Origin of the sequence: Streptomyces cinnamoneus, from assembly GCF_014650495.1 — a bacterium.
GTDB classification, from domain to species: Bacteria; Actinomycetota; Actinomycetes; order Streptomycetales; family Streptomycetaceae; genus Streptomyces; species Streptomyces cinnamoneus.
Genome location: NZ_BMVB01000012.1, coordinates 1 through 14,728 on the forward strand (window position 1 = coordinate 1; position 14,728 = coordinate 14,728).

A 14,728-nucleotide genomic window follows, 5' to 3' on the forward strand; every position below is an offset into this window, starting at 1 on the left:
ACCGCCCCGCCCGTGCCCGGCCCCAGCGCTCCGCCTCCGGCCGCACCGCCCGCCCCCCGCGCCCCGGGCCCGCTGCCCGTCGGGACCGTGCCGCTGCGGCCGCCCGCCGCCCCCGCCCCGCCGCCGTCGCACGCGGTGCCCACCACACCCCGCCCGCAGTTCCCGCCCCGCCCCGCCTATCGCAACTCCCTCAAGGCCGTGTCCAAGAAGCCGGTGCGCCACACCCCGCTGGTCACCCTCACCCTGCTGCTCACGACCCCGGCCATCCTGGCGGCCGCCCTGCTGCGCCCGCGCTCCCTCGGCCGGCGCGGCCGCTGACCCGCGCCGTGGCCTGCCCCCGCGTGACGCAGGTCATTGGCCCGGTTCGAGGCGGTGGCTAGCCTTTTCTCTCGTCTTGTCCGCATGTGGCGTCCGTCAGGGGCGCAGACGCGAACGGTTCCCCGTGATGTCCGCAGACCTCTCCCCGCTCATAGCCGCCACGGCCCAGTGGCTGACCCGGGCGTACGCGCCCGGGGGCGGCGCGCTGGACTCCGTGCTCGCCGGTGCGCAGGCGCGCCAGGCGGTGACGGTCGCGGCGTGGCTGCGGTATCCGACGGTCCTGGACGCCGGTCTGGTCATGGTCGCGGGCCCCGGCGGGTCCGCCCGCCTCGACTGGCTCGCGGGAGCCGACCTCGGCGAGACCGACGAGGCGGACCACGCGTGGCGGACGTGGGTCGACGAGGCCGTCGCGAGCTGGGCCGCGGCCTTGCTCTCCGACCGGCGACTGGCCGCCGCCGCGGTGGCCGCCGTCGGCGACAGCGACCACGCCCTGGGGCTGCCGGTCGAGTTCCGCCGGCTGACCGCACCCGACGCGCACGACGGACGCGCCGCCCCCCTGCTCAGGCACCCGGACCTGGTGGCCTCGCTGGCCGGGCTGCACCGCGCCGAGCTGCTCGGCCGGCTGGACGCGGGGCACGAGCACGCCGCCTGAGCCCCGTGCCGGCGCCCCGGCACCGCCCGTTCGTCCGAACAGATGAAAGGCCGACCGCGACCCGTTGCAGGCGTCCCGGCCGAGGCCCCGGTGGGGCACTGTCGGAGGGGCGCAGGAGGCAGAGTCTGCGCTGGTGACCCAGGGGACCGGCAGGAGGCCAGGCATGGCGGAGCGGGCACACGGCGGCGCGGACGAGAACGTCGTGACACTGCTCAAGGAGCAGCACCGGCAGATCCGGGAACTGTTCGAGCAGGTCGAGACGGCGGAGGGCGAAGGACGCCGTGAGGCGTTCAGGAAGCTCGTCCGCATGCTCGCCGTCCATGAGACGGCCGAGGAAGAAGTGGTGCACCCCACCGCACGGCGCGCCTTCCCGGGCGGCGACCGCGTCGTGGACGACCGGTTGCGCGAGGAGCGGGAGGCGAAGGAGGTGCTGAGCGAACTGGACGGCATGGACGTCGACGACCCGGACTTCATGCCCACGCTGCGGGCGCTGCGCGACGACGTCCTGGCGCACGCCGACTCCGAGGAACGGCTGGAGTTCAGCCGCTTGCAGGAGGAGACCGAACCCCGGATGCTCGCACGGATGGCCAAGGCCGTCAGGGCAGCCGAGGCGGTGGCTCCCACGCACCCGCACCCCGGTGTGGAGAGCGCCACGAAGAATCTCGTGCTGGGTCCGGTGACCGCCCTCGTGGACCGCGCCCGCGACGCGGTGCGCAAGGCCATGGGCGACAGGCACTGAACGCCCGTTCTAACCTGGTCACGTGATCACTGCTGCTGACGTCCGCCGCATCGCGCTGTCCCTCCCCGAGACCGTCGAGAAGGAGGCGTGGAGCATTCCCACCTTCCGCGTGGCCGGGAAGATGTACATCACGATCCCCGACGACGGGACGTCCTTCGCCGTGCGGTGCCCCAAGCACGAGCGCACGGAGCTGATCGCGGCGGAGCCGGAGAAGTTCTGGGTGCCGCCGCACGAGGCGGGCTCCCACTGGGTGCGCGTGCGGCTCGCCGCCCTGGAGGACCTGGACGAACTGCGCGACATCCTGGTCGACTCCTGGCGGCAGGCCGCGCCGGAGCGCCTCGCGGACGCCCTGCCGGGCCCGGGGGCCGGGCAGGGCTGAGGGGGTCACTCGCAGCCGCGACGCCAGTTCCAGCCGATGAAGGTGTGCCGCAGCTCCACGTCGAAGGTGCAGGTCGCCGTCGAGTCGGGGTTGAGCTTGACGTTCGAGTGGTGGGTGTTGGCGTACCACTTGCCGGTCACGTCGAAGATGCCCTTGTACGTGAACTCGGCGTTCGCCTGCGTGGTGACGGTCGCGCAGTCGTTGGTGCAGTCGTCCTTCTTGTCCGACGACTTCAGCGACCAGCCCGCGTCCCACGGCTCGCGGTTCCACTCGTGGCGCGCCTCGGTCGCCGCGGTGGTGATGCGGCCGTCCGCGCTGTTCCAGGTCGACGTCGTGTACAGGCCGGTCATCCGGATGTTGCAGCAGTCGAACATCTCGTTCCAGCTGCGGAACTGCCGGCCCGCGGCGGCCGCGCTCCGGGGGGCCGCGGCGAGCGCGCCCTTGGCGGCGGCCTTGCCGGAGGAGGCGGGAACGTACTGCACGGGGCCCGTCACGGGCTTGCAGTCCTTGCCGATCGTGACGTCCTGCACCACCGCCATCCCGGCCGGCGGCGCGGGCAGGGCACCGGTCAGCTTGACGCCCTCACAGGACTGTTCGGGCGAGGGGGGAGCCGTGTCCGCGAGGGCGGTGCCGCTCATGAGCGAGAGCAGACCGGCCGAGGCCACCACGACGGATGCGAAGCGCTTGTTCACGTGCCATGCCTTTCACCAAGATCGTTAAGCAGAGCGTAATGAGGCCGGTGCCGGGATGACGCCGTGGAAGGAGGGTCCGGCCGGAAGATGACAGGACGGCGGGACGAGGACCCGGGAACGCGGCGGGACGACGGGACCGGGCCGGAGGGGAGCCGCCGGCCGGAGCCGTCGCCCTGTCAGCTTCCTGCCATGGTGGACGGACCGGAAGCGTCGCTAGCATCCGCCCATGGACGCGAGCGCCGACTTCGATCCGTGGAGCCCCCGTTTCGTCGCCGACCCCTACCCCGGATACACACGGCTGCGGGCCGCGGGGCGCATCCACTGGTTCGCGCCCAGCCGGCAGTGGCTCGTGCCGCACCACGCGGACGTCCGGGCGTTGCTGCGCGACCGTCGGCTGGGGCGCACGTACCTGCACCGCTTCACGCACGAGGAGTTCGGCCGCACCCCGCCCCCGGCCGCGCACGAGCCCTTCCACGTCCTCAACGGCAACGGGCTGCTCGACCTGGAGCCCCCCGACCACAGCAGGATCCGGCGCCTGGTCGCGAAGGCGTTCACCCCGCGCCGGGTGGACGACCTCGCCCCGACCGTCCGCCGGCTGGCCGGCGAGCTGGTGAGCGGCCTCCTCGCCGAGGGCGGCGGCGACCTGATCGCCGCGGTCGCCGAGCCGCTGCCGGTCGCCGTCATCGCCGAGATGCTCGGCATCCCCGCCGCCGACCGGCCGCTGCTGCGCCCCTGGTCCGCGGACATCTGCGGCATGTACGAACTCAACCCGGACGAGGCGACGGCACGGCGCGCCGTGCGGGCCTCGGCCGAGTTCTCCGCCTACCTGCGGGAGCTGATCGCCGACCGCCGCGCCCGCCCGGGCGGCGACCTGCTCACCGCGCTGATCGGTGCCCACGACGAGGGGGACCGGCTCACCGAGCAGGAGATGGTCTCCACGTGCGTCCTGCTCCTGAACGCCGGCCACGAGGCCACGGTCAACACCACCGGCAACGGCTGGTGGGCGCTCTTCCGTCACCCCGCCCAGCTCGCCGCCCTGCGCGCCGACCCCGCCCTGCTGCCGGGCGCGATCGAGGAACTGCTGCGCTACGACACGCCGCTGCAGCTCTTCGAGCGCTGGGTGCTCGACGACATCGAGATCGGCGGCACGTTCGTCCCGCGTGGCAGCGAGGTGGCGTTGCTGTTCGGCTCCGCCAACCACGACCCCGCCCGCTTCCCCGACCCCGAGCGCCTGGACGTCACCCGCGCAGACAACCCCCACCTCGGCTTCGGGGCCGGCCTCCACTACTGTCTGGGCGCCCCGCTCGCCCGCATCGAACTCCAGGCCGTCTTCGGCACGTTGCTGCGGCGCGCACCGCGGCTGCGGCTCGTGGCGGAGCCGCAGTGGAAGCCGGGCTTCGTGATCCGGGGGCTGCGGGAGCTGCTCGTCGCCTGCTGAGCCCGGCCCCGGCCGGCGTCAGGCCCGGCGGGTGGTGGCGGCCGCTTCGGCGGAGCCGGCGCCCACGTATCCGTACGGGGAGAAGGCGCTCGCGGCGAACGCGCTCGTCGCCGGACCGGCCGTGGCCGGTACGAGTTCCACGCACGCCGTCTGCGGCTGGACGGTGCTGTCGCCGATCCGGCAGGCCACCGCCGAGAGCTTGATGGTGATGAAGTCGGCGATCTGCGCGCCGAAGCGGATGGGTTTGCCGCCGATGGTGATGTCCGAGACGGTGAAGTGCCGGTCCGCCGGCACCTCGTAGACGGCTCTGACCGGATGGTTCTGCTCCCCGCGCACGTACCTCCAGTAGCTCTGCGGGTCGGAGGAGTCGGGAGTCAGCCACCCCTCGGTCGACAGCCCGTTGAAGTACAGGCCCACGGGGTCGGTGAGCGAGAGGTCGGCCGCCTGCCGGGCGACGGTGTTGACGACCTCGCCGATGTGCGGGTCGCTGTGCCGCTCGGCGACGCCGTACTTGCTGCAGGCGATGAGCTCCTGTGCGGTGACGAGCTCCTGGCCGTCGATGACGCGGCGTATCGTGGCGGCCGCGGCGAGCTCGATCTCGGCGCCGAGGGTGTTGGACGGCTGGATGAGGTGCATGGCGCCCTGCGTGGTGGAGTCGTTCCACCGGTTGCGGCGCTGGTAGCGGCCGTCGAGGCCGAAGAGGTCCGCCTTGCGCACCTGCGGGCTGACGTGCTGCTGGTAGAGCCGGAGCGCCGTTTCCGGGCTGGTCTGCGCGAGGACGTCCCAGTATTCGGGCCCCTCGCAGGTGAACGTCACGCGGATGATCCTCCCGGCGTCGTCGCGGGTGACGCTCCACTCGCAGTACTCGTCCTGGACGTCGCGGCTGGCGTCCGCACGCTGCCAGCGCTGGGCGTCCGAGAGGGAGTCGAGCTTGATGCGCCGGGGGAACGCGGCCCAGGTGACCGTGGCCTCGGTGGCGTCCGATGCCGTCTGGGCCCTGGTGAGGTTGTAGAACTGCGGCCGGGGGCTGTCGTTGCGGACCTTGGCCGGATCGGGCCCCTTGACGGCCCCGTCGACGCTGTCGGAGAGGAAGACGTTCCATGCCTTCAGGCCCACGTCGTCGAGGTCGGTGAGCCGTCCGGGAGGCCCGTACGCGTCGAGTGTGCTCATGGCGTCGCTCCTTGGGTGACGGGCGCGGGGGCGGTCGTGGTGACCGTCGCGTCCTCGTTCATGCGCAGCCGGGGGGCGTCGGCGGGGATGTCGGTGACGGGCAGCGTGAGTTCGAACTCGTTGAGCTTCCTGCTGCGGAAGTCGCGGCGCCGCGACTCGGCGAGCCGGGTGAGGTCGTCGAAGCCCTCGGGGGTGCCGGTTCGGGCGGCGGCCCTGCCCAGGTAGGTGTCCACGCGGGCGGCGAAGGCCGTGGGCCAGGCGTCGTCGGCCAGGGCCCAGTGCTCGGCGAACCGGGCCTCCGGGCTGTCCTGCGGCAGGCCCCGGGCGGCGGTCGTGATCGCGTCGGCGACGGAGTCCGCCAGTGCCGCGGCGGGGGTGGGCGCGGTGGGAACGTACGCCATGAGGCGGGCCCGGTCCGTGCTGTAGACGGGATTGGGGAAGTCGACCATCAGCGCGGCCGCGGCGAACTTCGCCGGGACGATCCCGGCGAGCACCATCCGGTGCACCACGTCGTTGTCCTCGCGGGCCGCCTCGGGCACCAGGAAGGCGAAGAACGTGTCACCGGGCTGGGAGAAGCCGCTCGTCCGCTCCTGCATGCGGAAGCCGAACCGGCTCAGGCTGCCCAGGTACAGCGCCGCGGGCACGCGCGGCGGCGCCGACGCGACGGGCAGGCCCAGGTCGTCCAGGAGCGCGTCGCCGTTCAGCCAGAAGCCGATGGGCAGCACCAGGTCGTCGCCGTCGGCCCGGACGGTGGCGCTCTGGACGGAGGTGCTGGTGAGATTGACCGTGGTGCTGGTGAACAGCTGGCGCAGCAGGTGGTCGGGACGGTCCACGGTCCCGCCCGCGGTCACCTTCGCCAGCCGGGCGTCCGTCCACCGGCCGACGAGGGCCTTGACGGTCGTCTCCAGCTGCTCGGCGCCCGCGACCTGCCCGTACAGCGGGTCGCCGCGCAGGGGGTCGTCGGGGGCCAGCCGGATCGTCGCCGCCATGGACTGCCAGTGGATCCAGGGCTGTTTGAGTTCCTTCATCACCACGCTGCCGTTGACGTGGCTGTCGAAGCAGCCGTGCCCCCGGGAGGCCGGCGCGAGCGCCGACCACGAGTCGCCGGTCCACACCCACGCGGGCCGGATGCGCATGTAGTAGTTGAAGTGGCCCGCCTGCGCATCCCAGGCGGCGACCTGCAGGAACGTGGTGTCCGGGTCGCTGTTGGCCCCCGTGCTGATCAGCAGGTCCGGAATGCGCCCCCGCTCGGCCCGGGTGATCGCGTAGCGGATGTCGCGGTGCAGACCGGGCGCCGCGGGCGGGGGGAGCTGGCCCGACTCGCTGACCAGGAACACGGATTGCTCGGGCACCGCTCCGGCGCCGTCGAGCCCCGCGAGCAGCTCGCGCGAGGACATCGGGAAGCGCCCGTGCCGGAAGAAGACCTCGGCCAGGGGGTCGTGCAGCTCCGCGCGCTCGGCGTCGGCCATCGGCCGCGCCTCGCCGTCCACCCCGCTCACGGCCCGGTACAGCCGGCCGGCCGCCAGGTCGGGCATCGCCGGCCCCTGCCCGGCGGGGACGGCGGCGGTCAGCCCCGGGGCGTACGAGCCGCCGGCCCGCCCGCCGCCGTCGGACGGCCACGCCCACGCGGTCGCCCGCCGCCGCTCGGGCGGCTGGCCGCGCATGCCGTCGGGGGTGGGTCCTGTCATGGGCGGTCCCGGTCTGCGCAATGACGGGCGTCCCCGCGCGACATCGCCCGTGCGCGCCGCGCCTCGGGGGAGGGGTATGGGGGCGAGTCCTTCCCGGGGCGGTCCGCCACCGGGCCTCGCGTCACCGTCAGCTCACCGGCAACGGGGCTCCGCACCGTTCCGGCGTCCTCCTTCGAGGCTCCCAGCCGTTGCGGGGGTCGGCAACCCGGATGCCCGCGGCCGCCTGTGACCGTGCGCGGCGTCAGCGGGCCGCCCGGGCCGGCTGCTCCGGGCCGAAGGCCAGTTCGCGCAGCCGCCGCCAGTCCAGGCGCGGCCTGAACCGTGGCACGCCCGGGCGCCGGCGGGGGACGCGCACGCGCAGCGCCCGGTGCTCGATGGCGCAGCGGACGGGGGCGGGGAAGGACAGGGCCTCGCCGTCGACGCCGACCTGCACCATCGGCGCGTCGGCGTCGACCAGGACCGCGCGGGTGGCGAGGACGGTCAGGCCGGGGGAGCGGCGGCCGCGGAGCAGGGCCGCCGCCTGCGCCGCGTTGTCGGCCCTGACACTGAGCAGCCCCAGTACGCCACCGTCCAGCCGCTCCCGGCGGCCGAGCCCGGCCCGGTCCCCCACGCGGTAGGGGTTGTTGCTCACCAGCACGGCCTGCGGGGCCTCGACGGTGACGCCGCCTGCGCAGACGGTCAGGCGGGGCCCGTGGTGGCCGGTCAGTACGTCGGGCAGCAGGTGCAGCACGGTGCGGACCTTGTCGTCGCGGTAGGCGGGGCTCTGCACCACCGCCGCGTAGGCGCCGAAGGAGGCGTTGTTGACGAAGACCCGGTCCCCGACGCGCCCGAGGTCCACCCGGAACTCGACCCCGTCCGTGAGGGCGTCCAGGCCCGCCGCCGGGTCGTTGCGGTCCAGCCCGAGATCCAGCGCGAAGTGGTTGCGGGTGCCGGCCGCGACGACCACGAAGGGCACGTCGTGTGCCGCAGCCACCCCGGCGACCAGGGCCTGGGTACCGTCGCCGCCGGCCACCCCCAGCAGGTCCGCCCCGCGGGCCACGGCCTCGCGCGCGAGCGCCACGACGTCCTGGGACCGGCCGGGGTCGAGGAGCACCACCTCCGCGCCCAGCGCCGTCGCCTTCTCCCGCAGCCGGTGGCGCGTCACCTTCCCCCCGCCGGAGCGGGGGTTCATGATGAGGAACGGCCGCTGCGGCGGCGCGACCGGCACCCCGGGCGCGGCCGTGGGGACACGGTCCGCACCGAGTGCGGCCCACCCCGCGCAGGCCGCCAGCACCCACAGCCCGCCGGAGAGCAGCACGAGCCAGAGCAGCCCCGCGGCGACGTAGAAGGCGATCACCGCGGCCGGTGCCGCCGCGGCCAGGACGGCGGCGCACACCCGCGCGACGCCCCGGCGGGTCAGCGTCCACCACAGCCCCGCCGCACAGGCGGCCAGCCCGCCGAGCCCGGCACCCACCAGCCCGACGCTTCGGACGCCCCCGGCCAGGAGCAGCACCGACGCCGCCGAGAACGCCGCCAGGAGCGCCAGGCGCGCGGCCCGTCGCTGCGCCGTCACGCCGTGCACGCCCCTGCCGTCGCCCATGGTCCCGTCCTCCCGTCGCCACCGGACACCTGAAGGACGCCGCGAACGGCCGCCATCGTTGCGCCCTCATCCGGAAGCAGCGGATCCGCATTGACAGGGGGAAACGGCCCGGTTTCAATGATCCGCGTGTCGCGTGGCGCCGGCTACAGAGCAGTGGGCAGGCCGGCAGCCGGGCGGACACCCTGCACCGAGGGGCCATGCCATGAGTTCGTACTCCGCATCCTGCGCCTGACGTAGACGCCGCCGCGCGTCGTTCCCTCTCCCGCGCCGTCCCGTGCGCCTTCCCGTGCGACGTCCCGTGCGGCGCCCGCCACCGCCGGCAGCCGCACCCGTCCGCCCGGGGGGCAACCCTCTGCGGGGCACGGTCACGGGTGGGAACGACGCGGTCCGGTGCGCACATCGCCGCGCACTCCACCACCCGTCACCGCGGTCACCGTCACCGCGGACCCATGCCTTCTTCCTGGAGAACCACACCCGTATGCCCATGTCCTTCAACCAGCGCGTCATCGAGGAGTTCCGGGCCAACGCAGGGAAGGTCGGCGGCCCCTTCGAGGGCGGCGACCTCCTCCTGCTCACCACCACCGGCGCCCGGTCCGGGGCCGAACACACCACTCCGCTTGGCTGCGTGCGCCACGGCGACCTGCTGCTGGTCGTCGCGTCCAACCTCGGCGCACCCCACCACCCCGCCTGGTACCACAACCTGCTCGCCCACCCCGTGGTGCGGGTGGAGACCGGCACCGAGACGTTCGAGGCCGTCGCGGTCCCCGCCGAGGGAGCACGGCGCGACGAACTGTTCGACCACGTGGCCGGCGTCGCCCCCGGGTACGCCGACTACCAGGCCCGCACGACGCGGACCCTGCCCGTGGTGGTCCTGGAACGGCCCGATCACGGGGCCGGCACGGCGCACGAGGTCATGAACCTCGCCGACAAGCTCCTGGAAATCCACACCTGGCTGCGCGGGCAGTTGCGCCACGTGCGCGCCGAGACCGACGCCCACTTCGCCGCACGGGCGGCCCACCACGATCCGCAGGAGCCGCCGGCGCCCGGGCTGGGCCTGCAGATCCGGCAGCACTGCCTGGCCTTCTGCGAAGCCCTGACCTTCCATCACACCGGCGAGGACGATCACGTCTTCCCGGCACTCGGCCGACAGCACCCGCACCTGCGCGACGTCCTCGACCGCCTCGCGGGCGAACACCGGACGCTCGCCCGCCTCAAGGACGAACTCCTCGCCCTGCTGGCCGACATCACCACGGCGGATCCCGTGCGCTTCCGTACCGAGCTGACCCGGCTCTCCGACGAACTGCTGGCACACCTGGACGCCGAGGAGGAGTCGCTCCTGCCCGCCCTCGCCGCGATCCCCTTCCCGCCGGCCCCGCCCGCGCCGCCGGCGGCCGACGGGGCCGGGGTCACCCGCCGGACGTGAGCGCGCTGTCGTCGCCCGGCCCGGAACCGGGAAGGCGGTGCCGGGCGACGACCAGCGCGGCGTCGATGTCGCGCGTTCCGGTCGACACGCACAGCGTGTAGGCGACGTCGGCCAGCCTCTGCCGCGTCGTCGGGCCTGCCTTCCCCGATGCCAGCGTGCGCTCCAGTGAGGTGTAGCGCCGGACGAGATCGTCGAGCACGGCGGGGTGGGCAAGCAGCATGGGCTTCTCCTTCGAGAGACGGATATGTGAAAGAGCACACGACGTTCTCTCCGCGCCTGCCCGGAAGACCGCGCTCCATTCCCCTTTCCCCGGCCGCCGCCCTCCTGCGTCGTTCTCACGGGCGGCGGCCGGGCGGGGTCACGGCGTGCCGGCTCCCGTCGGCTTCCAGGTCAGGGACACGGTGAAGTTGGCGGCCAGGCACGCCTTGGCGATGAACGCACCGGCCTCACCGTGCAGGTTGATGCCGAACTCGACCTTGATCTCGTCGGGCGACTGGGCCGCCGACCGCAACTGCGTCACCACGGCCTGCACGCCGGGCTCGACACGCCGCACGGCGTCCTCGAACGTCCGCTGCGCCCGCTCGACGACCGAGCTCTCGTGCAGGCCACGCGTCACCGTCCCCGCCGTCGTCGTCCCTTCGCTGACCTCGACCAGCACCGTACCGCCGCCGGCGGTGGGGAATTCCACGAGCTGCCCCAACGGTCTCTCCTTCGCTTCGTCGGCGGCTCCCCACGCGGGGAGCCGCCGTGCCGGACGGCTATGCGTCGCCGACCGGCCAGATCCTGACGGTGTGGTCATGGCTGCCCGTGGCGAGCCGGCTGCCGTCCGGGCTGAACGCCACCGCGAGCACATTGTCCTCGTGGCCCACTTCGCTGATCCTTTCGCCGGTGGCGGCGTCCCAGACGCGGGCCGTCCGGTCGTGGCTTCCGGTGGCGAGGCGACGGCCGTCGGGGCTGAAGGCGACCGCGAAGACGGTGTCGTCGTGGCGTACTTCGGTGAGCTTTTCGCCGGTGGCGGCGTCCCAGACGCGGGCCGTCCGGTCGTGGCTTCCGGTGGCGAGGCGACGGCCGTCGGGGCTGAAGGCGACCGCGAAGACGGTGTCGTCGTGGCGTACTTCGGTGAGCTTTTCGCCGGTGGCGGCGTCCCAGACGCGGGCGGTCCGATCGAGTCCACCAGTGACGATGCGACGGCCGTCCGGACTGAACGCCACGTCGAAGACCGTGTTGTCGTGGCGCACTTCGAGCACTTCCTCCCCGGTGGCGGCGTCCCAGACGCGGGCCGTCCGGTCGAGACCGCCCGTGGCGATGCGCGTGCCGTCCGGGCTGAACGCCACCGCGAGCACCGCCTTGTCCTGGCGCACCTCCAGCGACTCCCGGCCGGTGGCCGCGTCCCAGACCCGCCCCGTGTGGGTGTCGGAGCCGGTGGCCAGCCGCGTGCCGTCCGGACTGAATGCCACCGCGTACACCCAGTGCAGCTCGGGCACCCCGACCACCACCTCCAGCCGCTCCCGCCCCGTCACGTCGTACACCCGCGCCGACGCCGCGGCGCCCCCGACGGCGACGGCCCCGCCGTCGGGATCCCATGCCAGGGCGTAGACCTCGTGCCCGAAGTCGATGCGCCCCTCCTCGCGCGGGTGGGCCCGCAGCTCGTGCCGCGCCCGGTCGGCGAGCGCGGTGTACTCCCCGGCCGCCTCCGGGCGCAGCGCCGTCAGCTCGGCGATCAGATCCCGCACCTGGGCCCACTCCTGCGCGGCCGCCCGTTCGTCCAGCGCGGTCCGCAGCCCGGCCTCCCGCTCGGCGTCCTGCAGGGCCCCGCGGGCCCGGGTGGCCAGCCCGGCGGGGTCGGCCGCGGCCGCGTCGAGCCGGCGCAGCTCCTCGTCGACGTCGAGGACGGCCTGCCACTGCCCGGCCTCCGCGTGATAGCGCAACTCCGCCTGCAGGTCCGCAACCTGCTGCCGGGCCCGGCACCGTTCCTGCCGCGCGGCCGCGTCGCGGTCCTCGGGCTGCTCCTGCAGGATCTCCGCGTACGCCTCGACCGCGGTGGCCCAGTCCTCGGCGGCCTCCGCCCCGGCCGCCCGCTCGCGGAGGCCGACGAGCCGGCACCGGCGGACGGCGGTCTCGCGCAGCGCCGCCGCCTCGTGATGCTCCGGGTCCAGGGCGAGCAGGTCGTCCAGCAGCTCGATGGCCTTGTCGTGGTTGCCGATGCGCAGTTCGGCGCTGGCCATCACGTGCAGGGCACGCACCTGCGCCTCGTGACGGCCCGCCTCGGGCGGCTGCGCCCGCCCGGGGTGCGGCGTCGCCGCCTCCTGCTGCTGCGACGGCTCGGGTTCCCGGGCCGCAGGCGGGTGCGGTGCGGACGTGAAGGTGAACAGCCGGGTGGTCTCCCCCCGTACGTACAGCACCGGCGTGATCCACTCCAGCGCCGTACGGCCGCAGCCGAGCATCGCGATGCGGCCGCTGCGGGCGGCCTCGTCGATCCGGTGGCCGCTGGCGAGCGAGGTGTAGAAGCCCTGCGCGAAGCGGACGGCGGCCCGGTCGCTGACCGTGAACTGCATGGCGGCCACCGCGCTGATGCCGCTGCGGACGAGGGCGGCGCCGGTGCTGGAGAACACGTCGTGGGTGCCACCCTGTGCCGAGGCGCACGAGTTGAGCACGACCAGCCGCGGCGTGGGCTCGGCCTCGCCGAGCAGGTCCACCAGCTGGTTGACATCGATCATGGCCGGGCCGCCGCTGTCGTCCACCAGCGCGATCAGCCCTTCGTCGGTGCCGGCGTCGTAGTCGCCGTGGCCGATGAAGTGCAGCACGTGCCATTCCCCCTCCAGCAGCGCCGCCTGCACGCTGTCCCAGCCGGCGTCCGGCAGCCACGTCAGCTCGACCCGTCCCGCCGCCACCTGCCCGGCCAGCGCCTTCTGCAGCTGCTCGCGCTCGGCGTCGGTGTCCAGCGGGGGCAGCCCACGCGGCGAGGCGATGATCACCAGGACCCGCAGCGGCGGGCTCACCCGCGGCGGCTCGGGCGTGTACAGGGCGGGCACGTGCCGGACCAGCGGCTCGTGCCGGCACAGGTAGGCGCCGGCCTCCGGATCGAAGAGCATCTCCCACGGCAGCAGCGCCAGCTCCGGCGCGTCCAGCCGCAGCACGATCCGCAGCCGTTCCTGCCGTTCCTGCGCCACCCCCAGGCTGGCCCGGTAGGTCCCGTAGACGGGGCCGGTGAACAGCGCCCGGAACAGCTGCTGCCCGACCTGCTGCACCGGCTCCTCGCAGAGCGGCACCACCCGGCGCGCCGACACCGACGAGGCCAGCACCGTCGCCTCCAGCTCCGGACGCCGGGCGAGCAGTGCGTCGACGTCCAGCTGCAGCCTGGCCGTGGGCTCTCCGCCGGCCGCGGCGTGCACCACCCGCACCTCGTAGTCGCCGGGGCCCGTCCCGGAGATCTCCAGTTCGAGGTCAGTGGCCATCGCCACCCCTTCCTTATGACCCCATCCTGCGGGCGGACGCAGGAGGGGACCAGGGCGGTTAGCCCGACCGGGGCGCCCCGCGGCTCACTGCCCGGGCCGGGGCTGCCAGGGGCCCGGGCCCTTGAGGACGCGGTGCGTGGGCGCCGTGCTGGTGTGCCGGACGCCGGGCAGGGCCGCGACGGGGCCGGTGAGGTAGCGGTAGAACGCGCCGGCGTCCCGCGTGGCGATGCTGGCGTGGAGGTTGGCGGTCCCGGTGGTGGCGGCGGCGAACGCCACCTCGGGGTGCCCGGCCAGCGCCCGCCCGGCGGCCTCCAGCCGGGCCGGCTCGACCTGCAGCCACAGCGTGGCGCGGAAGCCGCCCTCCATGACCCGCGGGTGGTAGTCGACGTCGAAGTAGAGCGCGCCCGACGCGTGCAGCTCGGCCATCCGCCTGCGGACGGTGGTCAGGGACCAGCCGGTGGCCGCGGCGAGTTCGGCCAGCGGGGCGCGGCCGTCGTGGGCGAGGACGTCCAGGAGCCCTTGGTCCTGGTCGTCCAGCGGGTAGGGCGCGGCCGCCTCGTCCAGGGGGCCGGGGCCGGCGGCGGGCGCCAGCGCGGCCACCTGGCCGGGCGTCAGCGGCCCGGAGCGGGTGAGGTGGCTGTGCCGCTGCCCGAAGAAGACGTGCAGCTGGCAGTGCGCGGAGACGTCGACGACCCGCGGCGTGCGCGGCAGTTCCTGCAGCAGCAGCGGGTTGTCGCCGCCCGGACGGCCGGCGCTGCGGGAACGGACGTTGCAGGTGATCTCCGTGCCGCCCGAGGTGAGCTTCACCCAGCTCGTGTCCGGATGCCGGGCCAGCGCCTCGCCGACCGAGGCGGCCGCGTCGGGCGTGCACCGCACCCGGACGAACCAGGGGGTGTCGCCCACCCGCAACGGGTCGGTCAGCCCGACGACGCGGAGCGTCCCGGTGGTGCGCAGCCGGGTGTAGCGCCGGGCGACGGTCTGGTCGGAGACCCCGAGCACCTGGGCGATCCGGCTGAAGGGGGCCCGCCCGTCGATCTGCAGGGCCTGGGCGAGCGGCCGGTCCTGGACGTCGAGGTCGGGGAAGAGGTACGGCTCGATGTCGGTATCCACCGCACCAGCGTACTGATTGTCGAATATCGCCGATCGGTTCGCTCTGGCTGTGGGATATCCGCAGCATGCGGCGAGGGTATGGAGC

The 14,728-nt window shown here is 74.2% G+C and carries 13 protein-coding genes and 1 pseudogene; 6 read left to right on the plus strand and 8 right to left on the minus strand.

Translation table 11 applies throughout. From position 1 onward, the window contains the following. The 4 genes and pseudogenes from IE182_RS32490 to IE182_RS18455 all read left to right on the plus strand — a co-directional run. A pseudogene (locus IE182_RS32490) lies at window positions 1-318 on the plus strand (hypothetical protein); the annotation flags it as partial. A gap of 127 nt (window positions 319-445) precedes the next feature. Further along, entirely contained in the window at window positions 446-970 is a 525-nt protein-coding gene (locus tag IE182_RS18445) for a hypothetical protein (RefSeq protein WP_190110966.1), read from the plus strand. 163 nt (window positions 971-1,133) lie between these two features. Then, entirely contained in the window at window positions 1,134-1,709 is a 576-nt protein-coding gene (locus tag IE182_RS18450; RefSeq protein WP_190110967.1) for a hemerythrin domain-containing protein, read from the plus strand. A 22-nt stretch (window positions 1,710-1,731) separates the two neighbouring features. After that, window positions 1,732-2,088, plus strand: coding sequence for an MmcQ/YjbR family DNA-binding protein (locus IE182_RS18455; protein WP_190110968.1), 357 nt, complete (start codon window positions 1,732-1,734; stop codon window positions 2,086-2,088). A 5-nt stretch (window positions 2,089-2,093) separates the two neighbouring features. On the opposite strand, the gene IE182_RS18460 is transcribed toward IE182_RS18455, so the two are convergent. Next, on the minus strand, window positions 2,094-2,780 hold the full coding sequence (locus IE182_RS18460) for a hypothetical protein (protein WP_229844916.1): 687 nt from the start codon (window positions 2,778-2,780) through the stop codon (window positions 2,094-2,096). A gap of 226 nt (window positions 2,781-3,006) precedes the next feature. On the opposite strand from IE182_RS18460, the gene IE182_RS18465 reads away from it, so the two are divergent. Continuing rightward, window positions 3,007-4,218 (plus strand): cytochrome P450, encoded by a 1,212-nt coding sequence (locus IE182_RS18465; protein ID WP_190110969.1) that lies wholly within the window; start codon window positions 3,007-3,009, stop codon window positions 4,216-4,218. Window positions 4,219-4,236: 18 nt separating this feature from the next. Here IE182_RS18465 and IE182_RS18470 read toward each other — a convergent pair whose 3' ends face one another. The 3 genes from IE182_RS18470 to IE182_RS18480 form a co-directional block, all read right to left on the minus strand. Continuing rightward, window positions 4,237-5,388 (minus strand): DUF8225 domain-containing protein, encoded by a 1,152-nt coding sequence (locus IE182_RS18470; RefSeq protein WP_190110970.1) that lies wholly within the window; start codon window positions 5,386-5,388, stop codon window positions 4,237-4,239. Further along, window positions 5,385-7,076 carry a hypothetical protein gene (locus IE182_RS18475; RefSeq protein ID WP_229844917.1) on the minus strand — a complete coding sequence of 564 codons (1,692 nt, stop codon included), beginning with the start codon at window positions 7,074-7,076 and terminating at the stop codon, window positions 5,385-5,387. Before IE182_RS18475 ends, IE182_RS18470 begins: the two co-directional genes overlap by 4 nt. Window positions 7,077-7,317: 241 nt before the next feature. After that, window positions 7,318-8,655 (minus strand): diacylglycerol/lipid kinase family protein, encoded by a 1,338-nt coding sequence (locus tag IE182_RS18480; protein ID WP_190110971.1) that lies wholly within the window; start codon window positions 8,653-8,655, stop codon window positions 7,318-7,320. 478 nt (window positions 8,656-9,133) lie between these two features. On the opposite strand from IE182_RS18480, the gene IE182_RS18485 reads away from it, so the two are divergent. Next, window positions 9,134-10,078 (plus strand): nitroreductase/quinone reductase family protein, encoded by a 945-nt coding sequence (locus IE182_RS18485; RefSeq protein WP_190110972.1) that lies wholly within the window; start codon window positions 9,134-9,136, stop codon window positions 10,076-10,078. On the opposite strand, the gene IE182_RS18490 is transcribed toward IE182_RS18485, so the two are convergent. From IE182_RS18490 to IE182_RS18505, 4 genes are all read right to left on the minus strand, one after another. Next, on the minus strand, window positions 10,062-10,298 hold the full coding sequence (locus tag IE182_RS18490) for a DUF5133 domain-containing protein (protein ID WP_190110973.1): 237 nt from the start codon (window positions 10,296-10,298) through the stop codon (window positions 10,062-10,064). The genes IE182_RS18485 and IE182_RS18490 overlap by 17 nt on opposite strands. Window positions 10,299-10,436: 138 nt before the next feature. Beyond that, on the minus strand, window positions 10,437-10,778 hold the full coding sequence (locus IE182_RS18495) for a CU044_2847 family protein (RefSeq protein WP_190110974.1): 342 nt from the start codon (window positions 10,776-10,778) through the stop codon (window positions 10,437-10,439). Window positions 10,779-10,836: 58 nt separating this feature from the next. After that, the gene (locus tag IE182_RS18500) at window positions 10,837-13,533 is read right to left on the minus strand and encodes a CHAT domain-containing WD40 repeat protein (RefSeq protein WP_190110975.1); all 2,697 of its coding nucleotides are present in this window, start codon (window positions 13,531-13,533) and stop codon (window positions 10,837-10,839) included. Between the two features lie 84 nt (window positions 13,534-13,617). Then, window positions 13,618-14,643: an Lrp/AsnC family transcriptional regulator gene (locus tag IE182_RS18505; protein ID WP_190110976.1), complete on the minus strand. Its 1,026-nt coding sequence runs from the start codon at window positions 14,641-14,643 to the stop codon at window positions 13,618-13,620. Window positions 14,644-14,728: the final 85 nt, after the last annotated feature.

Excerpts from the sequence above, each read along its gene's own strand:
- IE182_RS18445 (WP_190110966.1), top strand. The coding sequence starts at position 446 with ATGTCCGCAGACCTCTCCCCGCTCATAGCCGCCACGGCCCAGTGGCTG.
- IE182_RS18450 (WP_190110967.1), top strand. The coding sequence starts at position 1,134 with ATGGCGGAGCGGGCACACGGCGGCGCGGACGAGAACGTCGTGACACTG.
- IE182_RS18465 (WP_190110969.1), top strand. The coding sequence starts at position 3,007 with ATGGACGCGAGCGCCGACTTCGATCCGTGGAGCCCCCGTTTCGTCGCC.
- IE182_RS18470 (WP_190110970.1), bottom strand. The coding sequence starts at position 5,388 with ATGAGCACACTCGACGCGTACGGGCCTCCCGGACGGCTCACCGACCTC.
- IE182_RS18475 (WP_229844917.1), bottom strand. The coding sequence starts at position 7,076 with ATGACAGGACCCACCCCCGACGGCATGCGCGGCCAGCCGCCCGAGCGG.
- IE182_RS18480 (WP_190110971.1), bottom strand. The coding sequence starts at position 8,655 with ATGGGCGACGGCAGGGGCGTGCACGGCGTGACGGCGCAGCGACGGGCC.
- IE182_RS18485 (WP_190110972.1), top strand. The coding sequence starts at position 9,134 with ATGCCCATGTCCTTCAACCAGCGCGTCATCGAGGAGTTCCGGGCCAAC.
- IE182_RS18490 (WP_190110973.1), bottom strand. The coding sequence starts at position 10,298 with ATGCTGCTTGCCCACCCCGCCGTGCTCGACGATCTCGTCCGGCGCTAC.
- IE182_RS18500 (WP_190110975.1), bottom strand. The coding sequence starts at position 13,533 with ATGGCCACTGACCTCGAACTGGAGATCTCCGGGACGGGCCCCGGCGAC.